17 protein-coding genes and 1 other RNA gene are annotated in these 17,310 nt (G+C 59.2%); 11 read left to right on the top strand and 7 right to left on the bottom strand.

Features of this window, described 5'->3' with window-relative positions:
• The first annotated feature begins 275 nt into the window (after positions 1–275).
• The 5 genes from petA (at position 276) to HUW35_RS01135 (ending at position 5,092) form a co-directional block, all read left to right on the top strand.
• On the top strand, positions 276–875 hold the full coding sequence (petA, locus tag HUW35_RS01155; protein WP_181253894.1) for a ubiquinol-cytochrome c reductase iron-sulfur subunit: 600 nt from the start codon (positions 276–278) through the stop codon (positions 873–875).
• Positions 872–3,073: a ubiquinol-cytochrome c reductase gene (locus HUW35_RS01150; protein WP_181253893.1), complete on the top strand. Its 2,202-nt coding sequence runs from the start codon at positions 872–874 to the stop codon at positions 3,071–3,073. Before petA ends, HUW35_RS01150 begins: the two co-directional genes overlap by 4 nt.
• A 121-nt stretch (positions 3,074–3,194) precedes the next feature.
• Positions 3,195–3,824, top strand: a complete 630-nt coding sequence (locus tag HUW35_RS01145; RefSeq protein WP_078085710.1) for a glutathione S-transferase N-terminal domain-containing protein — start codon at positions 3,195–3,197, stop codon at positions 3,822–3,824.
• A 23-nt stretch (positions 3,825–3,847) separates the two neighbouring features.
• Entirely contained in the window at positions 3,848–4,240 is a 393-nt protein-coding gene (locus tag HUW35_RS01140; RefSeq protein ID WP_078085709.1) for a ClpXP protease specificity-enhancing factor, read from the top strand.
• Between the two features lie 234 nt (positions 4,241–4,474).
• Positions 4,475–5,092 (top strand): Yip1 family protein, encoded by a 618-nt coding sequence (locus HUW35_RS01135; protein ID WP_181253892.1) that lies wholly within the window; start codon positions 4,475–4,477, stop codon positions 5,090–5,092.
• Between the two features lie 143 nt (positions 5,093–5,235).
• Here HUW35_RS01135 and HUW35_RS01130 read toward each other — a convergent pair whose 3' ends face one another.
• Together HUW35_RS01130 and HUW35_RS01125 are read right to left on the bottom strand one after the other, a co-directional pair.
• Positions 5,236–7,245 (bottom strand): M48 family metallopeptidase, encoded by a 2,010-nt coding sequence (locus tag HUW35_RS01130; protein ID WP_181253891.1) that lies wholly within the window; start codon positions 7,243–7,245, stop codon positions 5,236–5,238.
• 9 nt (positions 7,246–7,254) lie between these two features.
• Entirely contained in the window at positions 7,255–7,851 is a 597-nt protein-coding gene (locus tag HUW35_RS01125; protein WP_078085706.1) for a LemA family protein, read from the bottom strand.
• Between the two features lie 210 nt (positions 7,852–8,061).
• On the opposite strand from HUW35_RS01125, the gene HUW35_RS01120 reads away from it, so the two are divergent.
• The gene (locus HUW35_RS01120) at positions 8,062–9,252 is read left to right on the top strand and encodes an acetyl-CoA C-acyltransferase (RefSeq protein WP_181253890.1); all 1,191 of its coding nucleotides are present in this window, start codon (positions 8,062–8,064) and stop codon (positions 9,250–9,252) included.
• A gap of 111 nt (positions 9,253–9,363) precedes the next feature.
• On the opposite strand, the gene HUW35_RS01115 is transcribed toward HUW35_RS01120, so the two are convergent.
• Genes HUW35_RS01115 through HUW35_RS01100 form a run of 4 tightly spaced genes read right to left on the bottom strand, consistent with a single transcriptional unit; the run spans position 9,364 to position 12,888 of the window.
• Entirely contained in the window at positions 9,364–9,963 is a 600-nt protein-coding gene (locus HUW35_RS01115) for a BON domain-containing protein (protein WP_219932629.1), read from the bottom strand.
• 3 nt (positions 9,964–9,966) lie between these two features.
• Positions 9,967–10,560 (bottom strand): SIS domain-containing protein, encoded by a 594-nt coding sequence (locus HUW35_RS01110; RefSeq protein ID WP_078085703.1) that lies wholly within the window; start codon positions 10,558–10,560, stop codon positions 9,967–9,969.
• Positions 10,561–10,588: 28 nt separating this feature from the next.
• On the bottom strand, positions 10,589–10,948 hold the full coding sequence (locus HUW35_RS01105) for a YraN family protein (RefSeq protein WP_181253889.1): 360 nt from the start codon (positions 10,946–10,948) through the stop codon (positions 10,589–10,591).
• 35 nt (positions 10,949–10,983) lie between these two features.
• Positions 10,984–12,888, bottom strand: a complete 1,905-nt coding sequence (locus HUW35_RS01100) for a penicillin-binding protein activator (RefSeq protein ID WP_181253888.1) — start codon at positions 12,886–12,888, stop codon at positions 10,984–10,986.
• 35 nt (positions 12,889–12,923) lie between these two features.
• Between HUW35_RS01100 and rsmI the strand changes: the two genes are divergently transcribed.
• Positions 12,924–13,766: a 16S rRNA (cytidine(1402)-2'-O)-methyltransferase gene (rsmI, locus tag HUW35_RS01095; protein WP_181253887.1), complete on the top strand. Its 843-nt coding sequence runs from the start codon at positions 12,924–12,926 to the stop codon at positions 13,764–13,766.
• 74 nt (positions 13,767–13,840) lie between these two features.
• An RNA gene (gene rnpB, locus HUW35_RS01090) (RNase P RNA component class A) lies at positions 13,841–14,218 on the top strand.
• A gap of 71 nt (positions 14,219–14,289) precedes the next feature.
• On the opposite strand, the gene HUW35_RS01085 is transcribed toward rnpB, so the two are convergent.
• Positions 14,290–14,967: a phosphoadenosine phosphosulfate reductase family protein gene (locus tag HUW35_RS01085; protein ID WP_181253886.1), complete on the bottom strand. Its 678-nt coding sequence runs from the start codon at positions 14,965–14,967 to the stop codon at positions 14,290–14,292.
• A 580-nt stretch (positions 14,968–15,547) separates the two neighbouring features.
• On the opposite strand from HUW35_RS01085, the gene mraZ reads away from it, so the two are divergent.
• Genes mraZ through ftsL form a run of 3 tightly spaced genes read left to right on the top strand, consistent with a single transcriptional unit; the run spans position 15,548 to position 17,262 of the window.
• A complete protein-coding gene (gene mraZ / locus HUW35_RS01080; RefSeq protein WP_078085699.1) occupies positions 15,548–15,991 on the top strand; it encodes a division/cell wall cluster transcriptional repressor MraZ in 444 nt (147 codons plus the stop codon).
• Positions 15,992–16,046: 55 nt separating this feature from the next.
• A complete protein-coding gene (gene rsmH, locus HUW35_RS01075) occupies positions 16,047–16,973 on the top strand; it encodes a 16S rRNA (cytosine(1402)-N(4))-methyltransferase RsmH (protein WP_181253885.1) in 927 nt (308 codons plus the stop codon).
• A 22-nt stretch (positions 16,974–16,995) separates the two neighbouring features.
• A complete protein-coding gene (ftsL, locus tag HUW35_RS01070) occupies positions 16,996–17,262 on the top strand; it encodes a cell division protein FtsL (protein ID WP_181253884.1) in 267 nt (88 codons plus the stop codon).
• Positions 17,263–17,310 lie beyond the last annotated feature (48 nt).

Raw genomic sequence — 17,310 nt, 5'->3', positions numbered from 1 at the left:
TCAAGCGAGCGGGCCAGTTGTAGGGGAGTTTCTGATTTAAGTCGCTGATTTGCAGTGGTGGTTCAATTACCGCTGTGCGGGTGCTCTGTTCTCTCTGGTATTGAACCGTTGGGGCTGCACCGTCGCTGCCATATGCGGGTTACCCTGAGTCACCGCACATGCTGGCCAGACAGATTTATCGCAGAAGGTTTCCGGAATTTTTGGGTTTGGGCCAGTCAGCCTCGGGCTTGCGTTGATGCAGGTTATGCGGGGCGCTGTGATGGGAGAACTACGTCATGAGTGATGACGGTGTAAATGTGGGGCGTCGCAGATTTCTGACCGCTGCCACCTCGGTTGTAGGTGGTGCAGGCGCGGTCGGAGTCGCTGTACCTTTTGTCGCCTCCTGGAATCCGAGCGCCAAGGCAAAAGCTGCCGGCGCGCCAGTCAAATACAATATCAGCAAACTGGAGCCGGGCCAGATGGTCACCGTCGAGTGGCGCGGCAAGCCGGTGTACGTGGTGCGCCGGACCCAGGAGTCCCTGGACAACCTCGTCAAAGTGGATCCGTTACTGCGCGATCCCCAGTCAGCTGAATCCAACCAGCCTGCTTACGTCGATCCTGAAAATCGCGCCATCAAGGCCCAGACCCTGGTTCTGGTAGGTCTATGTACCCACCTGGGTTGTGCGCCGATGTATCGCCCGGAAGTGGGTGCTGCAGACCTGGGCGGCAGCGAGTGGATGGGTGGTTTCTTCTGCCCGTGCCACGGTTCCAAATACGATTTGGCCGGCCGTGTGTACAAGGGCGTTCCTGCCCCGACCAACCTGGATGTACCGCCGTACTCCTATGAAAGTGACGACGTCATCGTAATTGGTGTGGATCAGGAGGGCGCCGCATGAACTGGTTAACCGCATTGGGTGATTGGGTCGATCAGCGCCTGCCGATCTATCGCGCGTGGGATACCCACATGGGCAAGTACTACGCGCCCAAGAACTTCAACCTCTGGTACTTCTTCGGCGTACTGTCGATGCTGGTACTGGTGAACCAGCTGCTGACCGGTATCTGGCTGGTCATGAGCTACAACCCTTCCGCTGAAGGGGCTTTCGCTTCCGTCGAGTACATCATGCGCGATGTCGAGATGGGGTGGATTATCCGCTACCTGCACTCCACCGGCGCCTCGGCGTTTTTCGTGGTGGTCTACCTGCATATGTTCCGCGGCCTGATGTACGGCTCTTACAAGCCGCCGCGCGAGCTGGTGTGGATCTTCGGCATGTGTATTTACCTGGTCCTGATGGCGGAAGCCTTCATGGGCTACGTACTGCCGTGGGGCCAGATGTCCTACTGGGGTGCACAGGTAATCGTGTCGCTGTTCGGTGCCATTCCCGGCATTGGTGAAGACCTGGTGCAGTGGATTCGCGGTGACTACCTGATCTCCGGTATTACCCTGACACGCTTCTTCTCATTGCACGTGATCGCGCTGCCTCTGGTGCTGGTGCTGCTGGTTGTGCTGCACATCCTGGCGCTGCACGAAGTGGGTTCCAACAACCCGGACGGCATCGAGATCAAAAAGAACAAGGATGAAAACGGTGTGCCGCTGGACGGCGTTGCCTTCCATCCGTACTACACCGTGCACGACCTGGTTGGTATCGCGGTATTCCTGTTCGCATTCTGTGTGGTGGTGTTCTTCTTCCCGGAAATGGGCGGTTTCTTCCTCGAATACGCCAACTTCGAAGAGGCGAACCCGCTGAAGACGCCGGAACACATTGCGCCGGTTTGGTACTTCACGCCGTTCTACGCCGTGCTGCGTGCGGTGACCATGGACATCGGTCCGCTGACAGCCAAGTTCCTCGGCCTGGTGGCCATGGGGGCAGCTATCGCGATCCTGTTTGTGTTGCCATGGCTCGACAAGAGCCCGGTAAGGTCCATCCGTTACAAGGGCATTCTGCCGAAGGTCCTGTTGCTGGTGTTTGCCGCGGTGTTCATCATCCTGGGTTATCTGGGTGTGAAGTCGCCGACCCCCGGACGTAACTTCCTGGCGCAGGTAGCGACCCTGTTCTACTTCGCGTTCTTTGTGACCATGCCGATCTGGACCAATCCGACCACCCGCAAAGGGCTGGCGTCCTGGATCGTTAGTGGGGCCTTCGCCTTCATGTTCCTGTGGATGGCGTTGGTCAACTGGAAAGCGAGCCTGTTTGTTTGCGCGGTATCACTCTTGTTTGCGGCCTTCTTCGCGGTACTGCCGTGGTTGACCAACCGCGATGCGGTGCACCCTGAGCCGGCCCGTGTTACCAGCCAGTCTGGCAGCAAGTCCTTCATCCTGCTGGTGGGTGGCTTTATCACTGTCGCTTTGCTGGCGTTTGTACCGATCAAGGCGGTAGGAGCGGAGAGCTCTGTTGAGCTGGATCACATCAATATTGATCTCACGGACAAGCCCTCCCTGCAGCGCGGCGCCAAGTATTTCGTCAACTACTGCATGGGTTGTCACAGTGCGAACTTTTCCCGCTGGGAGCGTGTCGCTACCGATCTGGATATCCCGAATGAGCTGATGCTGCAGAATCTGGTGCTGGGCGACGACAAGATCGGCGACCTGATGGAAATCTCCATGCGCCCGGATGACTCCAAGGTGTGGTTTGGTGCCGCGCCCCCGGACCTGACGCTGGTTGCACGCGCACGCTCTCCGGAATGGCTTTACACTTACCTGCGGAGCTTCTACAAGGATGACAGCCGTCCTACCGGTGTGAACAACAAGGTGTTCCCCAATGTAGGTATGCCGCACGTGCTGATGGAGCTCCAGGGCCTGCCCGAATGCGCGCCCGGCCCCAAGCGCGACCACGGCAAGGTAGTGCGCGATGAATTGGGCAACTCGATCATGGATGCCAACTGCGGTAGCCTGAAGGTCAATAAGGTGAAGGGCTCAATGGACGATGTGGAGTACGATCAGGCGGTTTACGACCTGGTTAACTTCATGGAATACATTGCGGAACCCATGGCCGAAACCCGCAAGCGCATCGGTTTCTATGTGCTGGCGTTCATCCTGGTGTTCTTTATCTTTGCCTGGCTGCTGAATCGCGAATACTGGAAAGATATTCACCACTAAGCGATAGCCAGCAGTTTTTCCGGGTGGTGGGCCGCCGGTTTTCCGGTTCAGCCCAGCCGCCCGGTTTCCGTTTTGAAAAGGGTCGGATTAACACCGGCCAGTAGATTGAGGTAGTTCCACAATGGGTGTGCCCACCAACAAGCGCTCCTCCATGACCTTCTTTTCCGATGGTCGTTGTCACTTTAGCCACCGGGTGCGTATCGTCCTGGCGGAGAAAGGTGTTTCCGTTGATATCATTGATGTAGATCCAGACGACAAGCCGTCGGAGCTCGCAGACCTCAACCCATACAACTCCTTGCCCACCCTGGTGGATCGCGACCTGGTACTGTTTGAAACCAAGGTGATGATGGAGTATCTGGACGAGCGCTTCCCGCATCCGCCACTGCTTCCGGTTTACCCGGTAGCCCGTGCCCAGAGTCGTCAGATCATGCATCGTATCGAGCGTGACTGGTGTCCGCTGGTAGACAAAATTCTCGCCGGTGGCAAAGACGTGGCTGCGGCTCGTAAAGAGCTGCGCGATAGCCTGGTTGGGATTGCGCCGATGTTCACCGACCTGCCGTACTTCTTTAACGAGGAGTTCTCCCTGGTGGATTGCTGTATGGCGCCCCTGCTGTGGCGTCTGGATCAGCTGGAAATCGCGCTGCCCAAGACCAAGCAAGCCAAGCCGCTGCTGGACTACATGGATCGCCTGTTCGCACGGGAAGCATTCCAGCAGAGCCTGACCGAATTTGAGCGCGAAATGCGCTCTTGAGGTGCTGATTGAATAAACCGCCGATGACCCCGAATCGCCCCTACCTGTTGCGGGCGTTTTACGAGTGGATTACCGACAACAAGTGCACGCCGTACCTGTTGGTGGATACCCACATGAACGGTGTGCTGGTTCCCCAGCAGCATGTGAATGAAGATGGGCAAATTGTCCTGAATGTCTCTGAAACAGCGGTGATGGGGCTGACCATGGACAACTATGCTATCCGCTTCAACGCGCGCTTCGGCGGTGTACCTACCGACATTCAGGTGCCGGTAGGGGCGGTGGTTGGTATTTATGCCCGTGAAAACGGGCAGGGTATGGTATTCGAGCCGGAAGAAACGCCGGAGCCGCCAGAGCCGACGCCGCCAACCACACTCAAAAAGCCTTCCAAAAAGCCCTCGCTGCGGGTGGTCAAGTAACCTCCTGTGGTCTCCGTTAGCCCTGGCTGCTGCCAGGGCTCGCCCCGGGCGGATTCCCGCTCATGTGATCCCTCCACGGGCGGCCTGAAGGTCGCGTATCTCCTTGCCTGCTCCTGTTCCGTGCATACGCTTTGCGTGCTGGCGTAAAAATTGACGCCTTATTCCTGTTATTGATTGGTGAATTCGCGTTGGTCTTCCGATACTGCAAGCAAGCGATGCGTAGGAGGGACCCGCGTGAGATTACTAAGCCATACCATCGGTATTTTTACTAACCCGGATAAAGAGTGGCAGGCAATTCGATCTGACAAGCACTCGTTTGTGCAGGTATTTCTGAGTCATGTGCCCATTCTGGCGCTCATTCCGGTGGTTTCTGGCTACATCGGGGTGACTCAGGTGGGATTTAGTATCGGTGACAATTTTCAAAAGTTGACGCCGTCCAGCGCGTTGGTTCTGGCGGTAATCACCTATTTCGCCATTCTTTTTGGTGTGTATATCTTTGGCGAATTCATTAACTGGATGGCAAGGTCGTTCAGGGTGCCTGGTGATGAAGAGACTCGGCACTATGAGGGTACTGCACTTGCCGTATTTGCAACGACACCGATCTTTCTGGTGGGGTTTGTCGGGCTATATCCCAGTCTCTGGCTGAATGCGGCAGTCACGCTGCTGGCCACCTGCTACTCCATCTACCTCATTTACGAGGGAATACCGATTCTGATGAATATCGATAAGGAGCGGGCCTTCGTATACGCGTCATCCGTGGTGACGGTGGGGTTAGTCCTACTGGTTACTGTGCGTGTCGGCACCGTCATTCTCTGGAGTATGGGCGTGGGGCCGGTCTACCAAAATACCTGACGGCATATCCCCTAGTATTCTCCCGCTGGCCTAGATGTCAGGCGCGAGTGATTGGGCAGGGCAGCAAAAAAGCCAGCACGAGTGCTGGCTTTTTTGCTGCCGGGAGCGCCGTTTTTGAACGAAGCTGCTCGCTATGGACGGGATTACAGTGCCGCTTCCAGCGCCGGGTCGGCGGTTGCGCTCCGGGCTATGTCGGGCAAAACCGGTGGCATTGGGCAGTCCAGGCAGTCTGCAATTGCCCGCAGCAATTCCACCTCGGTGCCTTCGACCACACCGTCGTGGGCCAGGGTCACGGCCAGGGATTTGAGGAATAGCGGCTTCTGCAGCGGTGCGGTGTCTGCGGCGATCGCCAATGCCTTATCCAGTCTCTGCAGGGTGATGTCACTGCGCGCGGGCAGGGTGGTGGGGGATAGTCCCAGGTGCGTCTGCCCCGCGTCGTAAGCGCGCCGGGCATCCAGGTAGGCGTCGTGACCCGCATGGGCCATCGTGGCCAGCAGGAATCGATGTGCATCGCCGATGGCCTTGTTACTGCCATTGCCGGCTTTGCGCTGGAAATCCGGTGCGCCCTCCAGGCCGTGCATCAGGACCCGGTAAAGCGCCCATTCCCAAATCTCTACCTTGCCATCCGCTCGCAGCAGTTTTATCACGTTGCGTTTGAAGATCTGGTACTGCTGGGGCGCCAGCGCCTTGAGTGCCGGTACACACAGGTCGAGCAGGGGCAGTCGGCAATCTACCGGCAGTTGCTTAATTGCCGGCTCCAGTTTGCCGTATTCCCGCAGCACAGCCGGGTGCGCTGAGCGGGCCAGAATGTCGCTCTGCAGCGTTTGCTGTTCCGGTGCCATCAGCAGGCCGTATACCACGGCGCGGGCAGCAAACGGGTCGTGGGCTGCGGCCTTGAGGTCTGGCGGAACCCGGGACAACAGCTCGCGCCCCAGATTCAAATGCCCGGCGGAGGGGGCGGCAATATTGTTGTCGACGGTTTCCAGGACTCTGCCCAACTGCGCCTGATACGGGTTGCCGGCGCCCGCAGGTGCGGTCGGGGTTGTCTGTGTCGCCTCGTGCAGTCGCGATACCTGCTCACCGGCGGTGGGGTGCGCCGCTTGGGTGACATCCGAAGTCGGGGCCGCCTGCGGACCTTGTGCACGTGCGCTCCCGCCCTGCCAGTTTGGGTCCAGTCGGCGGATGCGCGCAGCTAGCGGCGGGTGTGTGGCAAACATACCCAGCAGCGAGTGTTTCAGGCTGCTGGCGAAATACATATGGCTAAATTCGCTGGCGTTGGCGGCGCTCAGGTTGGAGCCGGGTGTGTAATTGCCAATTTTTTTCAGCGCACCGGCGATCCCCTGATTGCTGCGGGTGAACTGCACGGCGGAGGCATCCGCCAGGTACTCCCGCTGACGACTTACTGCTGACTTGATCAGGTTGCCGAAAAAAGTGCCGGTGTACCCGATCACTACCAGTCCGGCGCCGATGCCGAAGGCCACTGCGCGTCCCCGATTGTCGCGCCCGCCACTCCAGTAGCTGCCGCGCAGCAGCCAGGTACCCAGCAATCCTATGATCAGGATGCCGTGCAACAGCCCGACAATACGAATGTTGAGGCGCATGTCTCCATTGAAGATATGGCTGAACTCGTGCGCTACAACGCCCTGTAGCTCGTCCCGGCTGAGTTGTTCGATGCAGCCACGGGTGAGCCCGACCACCGCATCAGCGGGCTTGTAGCCGGCGGCGAAGGCATTGATCGCTTCGTCTTCAATGATGTAGACATCCGGTACCGGGGTTCCGGAGGCGAGCGCCATTTCCTCCACCACATTCAGCGCGCGTTGTTCGGCGAGGCCTGACGGGGAGATGTTGATCTTCTTGCCGCCCAGGGATTCCGCCACTGCACGCCCTCCGGCTGCCAGCTGGCGCAGGCGGAAAAAGCTCGCCACGGCAATAATCGCGGCGATGGTCACCGCAATACCGGCCACCGTGTCCCACCCTAAATTGCCCAGCATGGTGCCAACGGAAGCCGCCGATTCCTGTCCCCGGGAGTAGTGAGTGAGCGCGGCGATAAACAGGGTAGTAATGGCGATCAGCCCGAGCACTGCCGTCGCAAACAGCGCTACCAGCAGGGTGGAGTTGCGGCGGGCTTTGTCCTGGTATTCAAAAAAGTTCATGGCAGCGCGTCAGAATTGGACCTTGGGGGCAGCCTGGAATACCTCAGAGTCGGCGAACTCCAGTAGCTTGCCGTTCTCGCGGTGGCCGAAGAAGCCGGCAAAGAACACCGGGGGAAAGCTCTGGCGGAAGGTGTTGTAGGCGGTCACTCCGTCGTTGAATGCCTGGCGCGCAAAGGAAACCTTGTTTTCGGTGCTGGTCAGCTCCTCCATCACCTGCTGAACGGTCTGGTTGGCCTTCAGGTCCGGGTAGGCTTCCATGACCACGTTCAGGCGGCCCAGAGCGTTGGCCAGAACGCCCTCGGCGTTGCCGAGGTCTGCCATGGCTGCGGCGGAGCCGGGGTTACTGGCGGCGGCTTTCAGGCCAGCCAGGGCCGAGTTGCGCGCGCTGATCACCGCCTCAAGGGTTTCCCGTTCATGCTTCAGGTAGGCTTTTGCGGATTCCACCAGGTTGGGAATCAGGTCGTAGCGGCGTTTGAGTTGCACCTCGATCTGGGCAAACGCGTTTTCATAGCGGTTCTTGAGGGATACAAGCTTGTTGTAAATGCTGATGATGTAAAACGCCAGCGCAGCCAGAATTACCAGCCAGACGATGGTTGAAACTTCCATGGGTGCAGTCTTCCTGTAGTCAAAGGTCAGTCTTGTCGGGGGGATCGGTTTATCCCTAAATTGCGCCCGATACTACCATGGACAATACAACGAAAGGTGGATAGGCGAAGGCCCCCCGGGATAGGGTATAATCTGCCGCGAAAATAGGAGTCGCCGCAATGCTGGTCAGCTTTTTGTGGCGTTTGCCGTTAAATCTGGAGTGATTACAGCATGAGCGAGCAAGTGACAGACCCCGTGGTCATTGTTGGAATATCCCGCACACCCATGGGCGCGATGCAGGGCGCACTGTCGGGTCTGAGCGCCCCCGAGCTGGGCGCGGTTGCCATCCGCGGCGCGCTCGCGGACGCCGGTGTGGCGGCAGGCGATGTAGATGAAGTATTGATGGGGTGTGTGTTGCCAGCAGGCCTCGGCCAGGCACCGGCACGACAGGCTTCCCTGGGGGCCGGTATTCCCGAGGGTACCCCGACCACGACTGTAAACAAGGTGTGCGGTTCCGGTATGAAAACCGTCATGATGGCCCGCAACGCACTGCTCTCAGGAGACGCAAAAGTGGTTGTTGCCGGCGGTATGGAGAGCATGAGCAATGCACCCTACCTGCTGCCCAAGGCGCGTGCCGGTATGCGTTTGGGACACGGCGAAGTACTCGACCACATGTTTACCGATGGTCTGGAAAACGCCTATGACGGGCAGCTGATGGGCAATTTTGCCGAGTGCACCGCGGACAAATACGCATTTACCCGCGAGGAGCAGGATGCGTTCGCGCTGGAGTCACTGGCGCGCGCCAATGCGGCTATCGAGAGCGGCGCTTTCGAGCGCGAGATCACGCCGGTTACTGTCTGCTCGCGCAGGGGCGACGTAGAAGTGTCCGTGGACGAGGGCCCCGGCAGCGCGCGTCCGGACAAGATTCCGCAACTGCGCCCGGCTTTCCGCAAGGATGGTACCGTCACTGCGGCCAACGCCAGTTCCATTTCCGATGGGGCGGCGGCGCTGGTGCTGATGCGCGAGAGCGAAGCCAAGGCGCGCGGTATCCGCATTCTGGCGGTGCTGAAGGGGCAGAGCCAGTTCGCCCATGAGCCGGAGTGGTTTACCACGGCACCGGTGTCGGCGATGGCCAACCTGCTGGAGAAATCTGGCTGGAGTGCGGCGGATGTGGATCTGTTCGAGATCAACGAAGCTTTCGCCGTGGTCACCATGGCGGCAATGAAAGAGCTGGACCTGCCGCGGGACAAGGTCAACGTCAATGGCGGTGCCTGTGCCCTCGGACATCCGCTTGGTGCCAGTGGTGCACGGGTAATTGTGACCCTGCTTGCCGCGCTGGAAAATCGCGACCTGAAACGGGGTGTGGCGAGCCTGTGTATCGGCGGTGGTGAGGCAACGGCGGTGGCTCTGGAGCGTCCATAAGCCGACCGGGTAGTGGCCCCGGATGTGCGGGCCGCTAGCCGTATTATTCCCGCACCAATAAAAAACGGAGGCCTGGGCCTCCGTTTTTTATTGTGCGAACAGGCGGGAAGATCAGTCGATATATTCCACCGCTTTCACGACTTTCTGAACCCCGCCCACGGTGCGTGCCTTTTCTGCGGCATTTTCCGCTTCGTGGCGGGTCAGCAGTCCCATCAGGTACACCACACCATTCTCGGTGATTACCTTGATGCGGCCGCTGTCGATTTCCTTGTCGGTCACCAACACACTTTTCACTTTTGTGGTCAGCCAGGTATCGCTGGTGCGGGCGAGCATGGACGTGGTGCCGCGCACCTGGATTTCATTGTAAACCTGGCGAACGGAGTGCACCTGTTGCGCGGTGCCCCCCGCCAGATTGCGCAACTCATTGCTGGGCACCTGGCCTGTGAGCAGAACCACGCCATTGAAGCTGGTTACGTCGATGTTTGCCGCTTTCAGCTGCGGGTGCGCCTTGCCGATATTGACCTTGGTGATGGTTTCCAGCTGCTGGTCATCGATATAGGTGCCGAAAGTGCGCTCACCCGGGTCCGGTTGAATCGGGCCGTCGTGTGTGGCATCGAGTACGGTCGCGCAGCCGCTCAAAATGGAGAGGGCGCAAGCGGCAATGGTCAGCTTCAGAGGGTTCAAAGATGGTTTACCTGTATTCAATTGCATGGATCATTCCTCGTATCCGCCAAACAGGCTGCTGTCGATAAGATCGCACAGACAGAACAGAGTTAGCAGGTGGACCTGGTGTACCTCGGAGGCAACCGGTGACGGCACACGCAGTTCAATATCGTGCACATCCAGCAGGGCGGTACAGTCGCCGTCGGTTTCGCCACCGGTGAGTGCGAGCACACCCATGTCCCGGTCGTGTGCCGCACGCACTGCCTGAACCAGATTGGAATCACTGCCGTGGGTACTGATGATCACCAATAGATCGCCGGGCTGGCCCAGCGCACGGATCTGGCGAGCATAAGACTCCGCGCGACCGTGGTTGCGCGCAACCGTACCGGTGGTGATGGCGTCTCCGTTCAGTGCCAGCGCGGGTAGCCCTGGGCGCTCGCGCTCAAAGCCGCCCATCAATTGTGCGGAAAAGCTTTGCGCGAGGGCACCGCTGAGGCCGTTGCCACAGATCAGGAGTTTGTTTTCTGCCAACAGTGTGTGCACGATCATTTCGCTGGCTTCGGCAATTAGCGGTGCCAAAAGTTCACCAGCATTCATTGTTGCTTCAATGCTGTGGTGAAACAGCGTTACAACTCTCTGTTCCATTTACTCTGTGGTTTCCATCTGGATGAGCCTATTGCCCGAAGGCGTTTTGAATCCAATCGATATTCAGGGATTCGTTTCGTTCGTCCCGTTCGATGGTGATGACATCAAATCGACAGGGGCAATCAATTTTACGATATTGCAGATAACCGTTGGCGGTGGCCAGCAGTTTGCGCTGTTTGCGGAAATCAACTGAAACTCCGGCTCCGCCAAAGTTGCGGTTGCGCCGGTAGCGCACTTCAATAAAAACCAGCGTGCTGCCGTCGCGCGCGATCAGGTCAATTTCTCCGTAACGACCGCGAAAATTGCGCTCCACAATGCGCAGGCCGGCGCGCGTCAAATGCCGTTCGGCGACGGCCTCCATACGGTTGCCAATACTGGTGGTATCCATGGAATTCCCTTTCTATGGATGGATGTCTGCAGTGTTTAATCGATACTCGCGCTGCTGTCCGTAGCCATTACACCGGTTTCGCCCGTGGTGATCGGGACCGGTGCGCCCTTCTCGATCTTGGTCCAGATCTGCTCGCGCACGATACGTCCGTCAGCACTCAGGCTGAGCGCGCCAGTCAGGCCGTACACCTGTTGCTGAGGGAACTGACGCAGGATCGGCAGGCGCGGGTACAGGCGGAATGCGTCCGCACCCAGCGCGTACAGTCGTGCAAATGCGGGCGCCGGCGCTGCCTGTTTGACGATGTTCTGCTTGGTCTTGTTGTCGTCTTCAAACAGCCACGGCAGTGCGGTAAAGCGCACACCGTTGATGTCGCGATCGCGCTGGCGGTCGACGTTGCCGGCGAATATCTGCGAAGTGGAGAATACGGGCAGTTCACCGGCGTAGAAAAACGACAGCATCGGCTTGATCTGCCGCGCCTGCTGGGGCTGGGCGAGTACAAACAGCATGTCCACGTCGCCGCGACGGCGCGGTGTGAATTTCAGGGGTGCTGCCAGTTTGCTGCGCAGTTCCCGCTCGCGCTCCTTGCTCTCGGAGATCAACAGGGAGTCACTGATCAGCTGGGAAAAGTTGGTGTTGTCGCGATAGTTGCGGCTCTCGCTGACAGTACCGCCGAGGCGGTTCCACTCTTCGGTAAATGCCTCCAGACCGCGCTGTCCCCAGCTGGATTCCGGGGCCAGGATCATCGCCTGGCGGTGCCCCTGGCGATAGGCCTGTCGTGCCACCTGGCGGGCTTCGTCCTCAATGGCAAGCCCGAACTGGACCAGGTCGTCAGTAAGGCGCCCCTGATCACCGTAGTTTAGTGCCAGCGTCGGGACCGGCAGCGTTTCGGTGGCCAACAGGTTGGCGACTCTGCTTTTGTCCAGCGGTCCGATTACTGCCTGGGCGCCATTGTTCACCGCCGTCTGGTAGATTTCCTCAAACTGCTGGCCGGTACCGGTATCGTATACCTGCACCTGGGGTGTCGGGGCACCGGCTTCCAGGGCGCTGTAGTAGGCCGCCATAAAGCCGTCTCGAATCGCACGTCCCGCGCTCCCCAGTGGGCCGGAGAGAGGCAGCAGCAGGGCAACGTTCTGTGCCCGCTGGGAGGCCAGGCGCTCCAGCAGCTGCAGCGCCTGTGGCGGGTGGGAGACGGCTGTGTGGGACGGCCATTGCTGGCGCCAGCGGCTGAGTGCGGTCAGCTGGGTGCTGATATCGGCCTGGGTGTCGCGTCCCAGCAGGGCAAGCTGGTACCAGGCGCGCATTTTCGAGTCCAGGCTTTCCTCGGCGCGCTGTTTAAGCTCGCTGGAGGGTAGCTGGGTCAGCAGTTGCCAGAAGCCATCGTTATTGGCGGCAATGGCTTCGTCGTCGAGGGCCAGCGGGGCGATGCGCCGGCGCTCGGCGATGCCGCTGTCGATATCGCCCATCAGGCTCCACAAGTCTGCGCGCAGATTGCGCAGCGGCAGCGCCGTGTTTGCGGGGATCTGGAACCAGGCCTGCTCGAGGCGCGGCGCACTCACCAGGTCCAGCGCGGCGAAAAACTCGTCGTCTGCAGCCAGGGCGCTGCCGTATACCTGGGCGTACTTCGCGTACTCGGTATCGGTCAGTTGCTCAGCATCGATGGTGCTGGCAGCTTGCCGGACCGTCGCGTTATCGCCCAGAGTGTATAGAATGGCGGCCGCCTGCAGCTGTGCCCGGTCTTTTTCCGGGGACGGCAACTGGCTGGCGCTATTCAACAGGCGGATAGCGTTCTGGCGGTCCGCTACGGCGGGACTGCCGGTGTTGGCCGGGATCTGTGCGCCGGGCTCGGTGCTCGGTGTCTGGCATCCGGCCAGGGTCAGCGCCAGAGTGGCGGCTGCCAGGCTATTGATAACGAAGGGGATTCGCCGGTTAAGGGCGGACATATTCTTCTCCCACAAAACTTATTCTGGAGTGAACTATGGGGCTGGATACAGCGGTGCTTTATATCGTCGCGACGCCCATTGGCAATTTGGCGGATATGGTACCGCGAGCCGTTGAAGTTCTACAATCCGCGGATCTGGTGGCGGCGGAAGACACCCGTCACAGTCAGAGACTTTTTTCCCACTTTTCCATCGAAACACCCCTGGTGGCGTACCACGATCACTCCGATGACCAGCGAACCGCAAAGATTCTGCAGCGTCTGGAAGAGGGGCAGACGGTAGCGCTGATTTCCGATGCGGGCACCCCGCTGATCTCGGACCCCGGTTACCGCCTGGTGCGGGAGGCCCGCGAGCGCGGTTTTACTGTGGTGCCAATTCCGGGGCCCTGTGCCTTTGTGGCGGCCCTGTCCGCCGCCGGGTTGCCCAGTGATCGCTTCAGCTTTGAGGGGTTTCTGCCCGCCAAGCCGCTGGCGCGGGAGAAGGCCCTGCAGGCGCTCGCCGGTGAAACGCGCACGATGGTGTTCTATGAGGCCCCGCACCGGGTGCTGGATACCCTGGGTGCGATGCGGCAGGTTTTCGGGGGTACGCGCGAGGCGGTCATTGCGCGGGAGATCAGCAAGGCATTTGAAACCATTCATCTGTTACCGCTGGCGGAACTGGCGGACTGGGTGGCGGCAGACAGTAACCAGCAGCGGGGAGAGATAGTGCTGTTGGTGCGGGGCGCGGCCGAGGGCAAGGCGTCGGAGCTGGATGCAGAGGCCGAGCGGGTGATGAAGCTGTTACTGGCCGAATTGCCCCCCAAGCGTGCGGCTGCGTTGGCGGCGGAGATTACCGGGGTGAACAAAAAACTGCTGTATAACTGGTCGCTGGCGCAAAAGTAGGGCGATTGGGGAGGTTGACGCGCGGGCCGGAGGTTCTGCTTGCATCTGCCTGCAGTGGTCATTACTCTTCGCGCCGAGTCAGCCAGGCAATCGCTGTTTTGTCGCCTTCGGGCGATGGGATGGAGGAAAGTCCGGGCTCCATAGGGTGGGACGCCAGGTAACGCCTGGGGGGCGCGAGCCTACGGAAAGTGCAGCAGAGAGTAGACCGCCGATGGCTTCTTCGGGAGCACAGGTAAGGGTGAAAGGGTGCGGTAAGAGCGCACCGCGCGACTGGTAACAGTTCGTGGCACGGTAAACCCCGTTCGGAGCAAGACCAAATAGGCCCCCTTTAGCGAAAGCTAGCAGGTGTGACCCGCACTGGGGGCGGGTAGGTCGCTTGAGGTGTCTGGTGACAGGCATCCCAGATGAATGATTGTCCGCGACAGAACCCGGCTTATCGGCTGACTCACCAAATTCCACGCGTATGAGACCGCGGCGCCCGCGCCGCTGGTTGATTACCTGTTCCGGGCCTCAGGCTTCCCGCTTATTTCTGCAGCAGCAGACCGCACTCGCGGTGCTCTTCACCCTTGGTCGGATCGAAGTAAACGTCGTTGTCCGGCAAGTCGTTCTCGTACACGTACTCTTCCACATCAATTTCCTTGAGGTGGAACATGGGGGCCACGCGGATGGTGCCGTGATTGCCCTTGGTAAAGATATCGAGACCCTGGCGGTGGGCGTTCTGGTCGTGGCGGATACCGTTCAGCCATACGTCCGGCTTCAGCTCCTGCATGGCGCGGTTGAACGGCTCCAGCTTGACGGTGCGGGAGAAAAAGTCGTGCTCCGGGGTGTCCAGCGGGGGGATGCCGCCGTAGACCGCGTTGTAATGTGCCGCTGACATTTTCGGGGAGTAGGTGTACAGGTTCAGGTCGAGGAGTTTGATGACCTTCTCGATATGGCGGTAGGTTTCCGGCGTATTGTAGCCATGGTCCACCCAGATCACGGGAATGTCGGGTTTGGCGCGGGTGACCAGATGCAGGAATGCCACCGCCAGTGGGCGGAAATTGGTGAATACCACCGGGTTTTCCGCTTCGGCGATAGTGAACTGCATGATTTCACTGGGCTTGCTGCCTTTGAAGCGCTGATTGAGCGCGTCCAGGTCCGCACCGTGATGGAAGGTGCGTGTGGTGGCGCTCTGTTTGCTCAGTCCTGCTGAAAAGCCCATTGCGGTGTATTCCTGATGAATTTTCGGATACGGCAAAGCTACAGTGACTCGACTCCCATTAAAAATAATAAAAGCTGATTTTTATATGCCCTGACGTTCTAACATGAGACGAGGACACGGATCTCCCTTTGGTTCGGCGTCGCGGCGTCCACTTCTCTTCCTGCGCGTTTCTGGCGCATTTCTCCTTGTCCGGTGTCCATCCCGGTTAGTGTTTACTCGCAAAACGGGTTTTTGTTCCGCTTCAGGGGGCTCCCGCCCAAACTTAAAGTAACTTGTCAGCTTGCCAGAGTAAGTGCTTGCTCTGTTGCATATTTGCCCATCCGCAGTCGCGCTCAAAATGTAAACACTTCGCCTGTAGGCCGCGAAAATACTGGGTTTTTTCTCTGGAGATACTGTCGATTTCCTTGACTTTATGCCGCCCAGATTTATAGTGTCGGAAGTGGAGAAAAGTGGAATTTTGTGGGGCTTGGTGGGGTGAATGTGGTTGTGAGTGGTTAATCACGCATCCCGGTGGCAAATCGCGCAATTTTTCGCCTTTCACAATCAAAACCGAGCCAGGGGCGATCGCGGAAGCTGATCCATGTATCTGGGAAGTCACGCAATCAATATGGACGCCAAGGGGCGTCTGGCCATTCCGGCGCGAGTAAGGGACTCGCTGCTGGAAGATTGCGGTGGCCGGCTGGTCGTTACTGCGCATACGGAAGAGCGTTGCCTGCTCGTCTATCCTGAGGCGCAGTGGCGCGAAATTCTCCCTAAAATTGAAGCGCTGTCCAGTTTCAACAAGGTTGCGCGTCGCGCGCAGCGGCTGTTGATCGGCTACGCCTGCGAGCTGCAGGTGGATGCCAATGGTCGCGTACTGATTCCGCCGACCCTGCGTGAGTACGCCGGGCTGGAGAAAAAGCTGATGCTCGTGGGGCAGGGCAAGAAGCTCGAGCTCTGGAGCGAAGACCGCTGGATGGACTGGCTGGACGACAGCGAGGGCGACGGAGAGATGCCGGAAGAGATGGCGTCTCTGTCTCTCTGATTGGATTCCGGAAGCAAGTTTCACGAACGATTTTTCACAAATTTAGGAGAACGGGGTGTCCCAAGATCTGCATCGCAGTGTGTTGTTACGCGAGGCTGTGGATGCCCTGGTGGTAGATCCCGACGGCTTTTATATAGACGGGACTTTTGGGCGCGGTGGTCACAGTGCGCTGGTGCTGGAGCGGCTGGGAGAGGCTGGTCGTCTGCTGGCAGTAGATAAGGACCCCCAGGCCATCGAGTTTGCCGGCGAGCGTTTTGGCGATGAGCCGCGCTTCGATATCTGGCACGGGTCCTTTGCCGATATGGATCAAGCGGCGGCCGGAATGACTGGACAGGTGAGTGGCATCCTGTTGGACCTGGGGGTGTCTTCACCGCAGCTGGACCAGGCCGAGCGCGGTTTCAGTTTTATGCAGGACGGCCCGCTGGATATGCGAATGGATACCAGCCGCGGAATAAGTGCTGCGGATTGGGTAAATACCGAGTCCGAGGCTGAGCTGGCTCGCGTGTTCAAGGAGTATGGAGAGGAGCGTTTTGCGCGCCGTATGGCCGGAGCCATTGTGCGCCGGCGGGCGGAAACACCTTTTGCGCGCACCCTGGATCTGGCCGAGGTGGTGAAAGCTGCAAACCCGGCCTGGGAAAAAGGGAAGCATCCGGCAACACGGGTATTCCAGGCCATCCGGATTCACGTCAACGGGGAGCTGGATGATCTGAAGGCCGCACTGGAGAAATCTCTGGCGTTGCTGAAGCCGGGCGGTCGTCTGGTGGTGATCAGCTTCCACTCGCTGGAGGATCGCATGGTGAAGCGATTCATCCGCGAGCAGGAAAAGGGTCCGCAATTGCCGCGTGGTCTGCCGGTAATGGATAGCCAGATTCACCGCACGCTGCGCTCTCTGGGCAAGGCGGTGAAGGCCGAGGCCGAAGAGATTGGTGACAACGTGCGGTCGCGCAGTGCAGTCATGCGCGTGGCCGAACGACTGGCTTGATGGCAGCGAGTTGAGGTTGGGTTTGAACGGAAACCGATGGTTGCTGGTTGGGCTCTGGGGGCTGCTGATGGTTTCGGCCCTGGGGGTGGTGCACACCACCCAGCAGAGCCGGGCGCTGACCGCCCAGCTGGAAAAAGCGCAACACCATCGCGATGAGTTGCGCTACGAGCAGGAGCGGTTGCTGCTGGAGCGCGGTGCCTGGTCGGCGTACAGCAGGATCGAGCAGGTGGCGCGGGAGGAATTACAGATGCGGGCTCCGACGCCGGCAGAGCGGGTGCTGGTCAAATAGTTAGTCGCAACAGGTAATAGAAAGAAGCAATAAGTAGATTGACGGTAG

Source organism: Microbulbifer sp. YPW1, from assembly GCF_013367775.1.
Classification (GTDB): Bacteria; Pseudomonadota; Gammaproteobacteria; order Pseudomonadales; family Cellvibrionaceae; genus Microbulbifer.
This window is presented reverse-complemented; position numbering and strand designations above follow the sequence as displayed.

What these genes read in the sequence shown, in the direction of transcription:
- HUW35_RS01085 (WP_181253886.1), bottom strand. Translation starts at nt 14,967, where the DNA reads ATGGGCTTTTCAGCAGGACTGAGCAAACAGAGCGCCACCACACGCACC.
- HUW35_RS01105 (WP_181253889.1), bottom strand. Translation starts at nt 10,948, where the DNA reads ATGGATACCACCAGTATTGGCAACCGTATGGAGGCCGTCGCCGAACGG.
- petA (WP_181253894.1), top strand. Translation starts at nt 276, where the DNA reads ATGAGTGATGACGGTGTAAATGTGGGGCGTCGCAGATTTCTGACCGCT.
- HUW35_RS01120 (WP_181253890.1), top strand. Translation starts at nt 8,062, where the DNA reads ATGAGCGAGCAAGTGACAGACCCCGTGGTCATTGTTGGAATATCCCGC.
- HUW35_RS01145 (WP_078085710.1), top strand. Translation starts at nt 3,195, where the DNA reads ATGGGTGTGCCCACCAACAAGCGCTCCTCCATGACCTTCTTTTCCGAT.
- HUW35_RS01110 (WP_078085703.1), bottom strand. Translation starts at nt 10,560, where the DNA reads ATGGAACAGAGAGTTGTAACGCTGTTTCACCACAGCATTGAAGCAACA.
- HUW35_RS01130 (WP_181253891.1), bottom strand. Translation starts at nt 7,245, where the DNA reads ATGAACTTTTTTGAATACCAGGACAAAGCCCGCCGCAACTCCACCCTG.
- HUW35_RS01140 (WP_078085709.1), top strand. Translation starts at nt 3,848, where the DNA reads ATGACCCCGAATCGCCCCTACCTGTTGCGGGCGTTTTACGAGTGGATT.
- HUW35_RS01150 (WP_181253893.1), top strand. Translation starts at nt 872, where the DNA reads ATGAACTGGTTAACCGCATTGGGTGATTGGGTCGATCAGCGCCTGCCG.
- rsmI (WP_181253887.1), top strand. Translation starts at nt 12,924, where the DNA reads ATGGGGCTGGATACAGCGGTGCTTTATATCGTCGCGACGCCCATTGGC.
- HUW35_RS01115 (WP_219932629.1), bottom strand. Translation starts at nt 9,963, where the DNA reads ATGCAATTGAATACAGGTAAACCATCTTTGAACCCTCTGAAGCTGACC.
- HUW35_RS01100 (WP_181253888.1), bottom strand. Translation starts at nt 12,888, where the DNA reads ATGTCCGCCCTTAACCGGCGAATCCCCTTCGTTATCAATAGCCTGGCA.
- HUW35_RS01125 (WP_078085706.1), bottom strand. Translation starts at nt 7,851, where the DNA reads ATGGAAGTTTCAACCATCGTCTGGCTGGTAATTCTGGCTGCGCTGGCG.
- mraZ (WP_078085699.1), top strand. Translation starts at nt 15,548, where the DNA reads ATGTATCTGGGAAGTCACGCAATCAATATGGACGCCAAGGGGCGTCTG.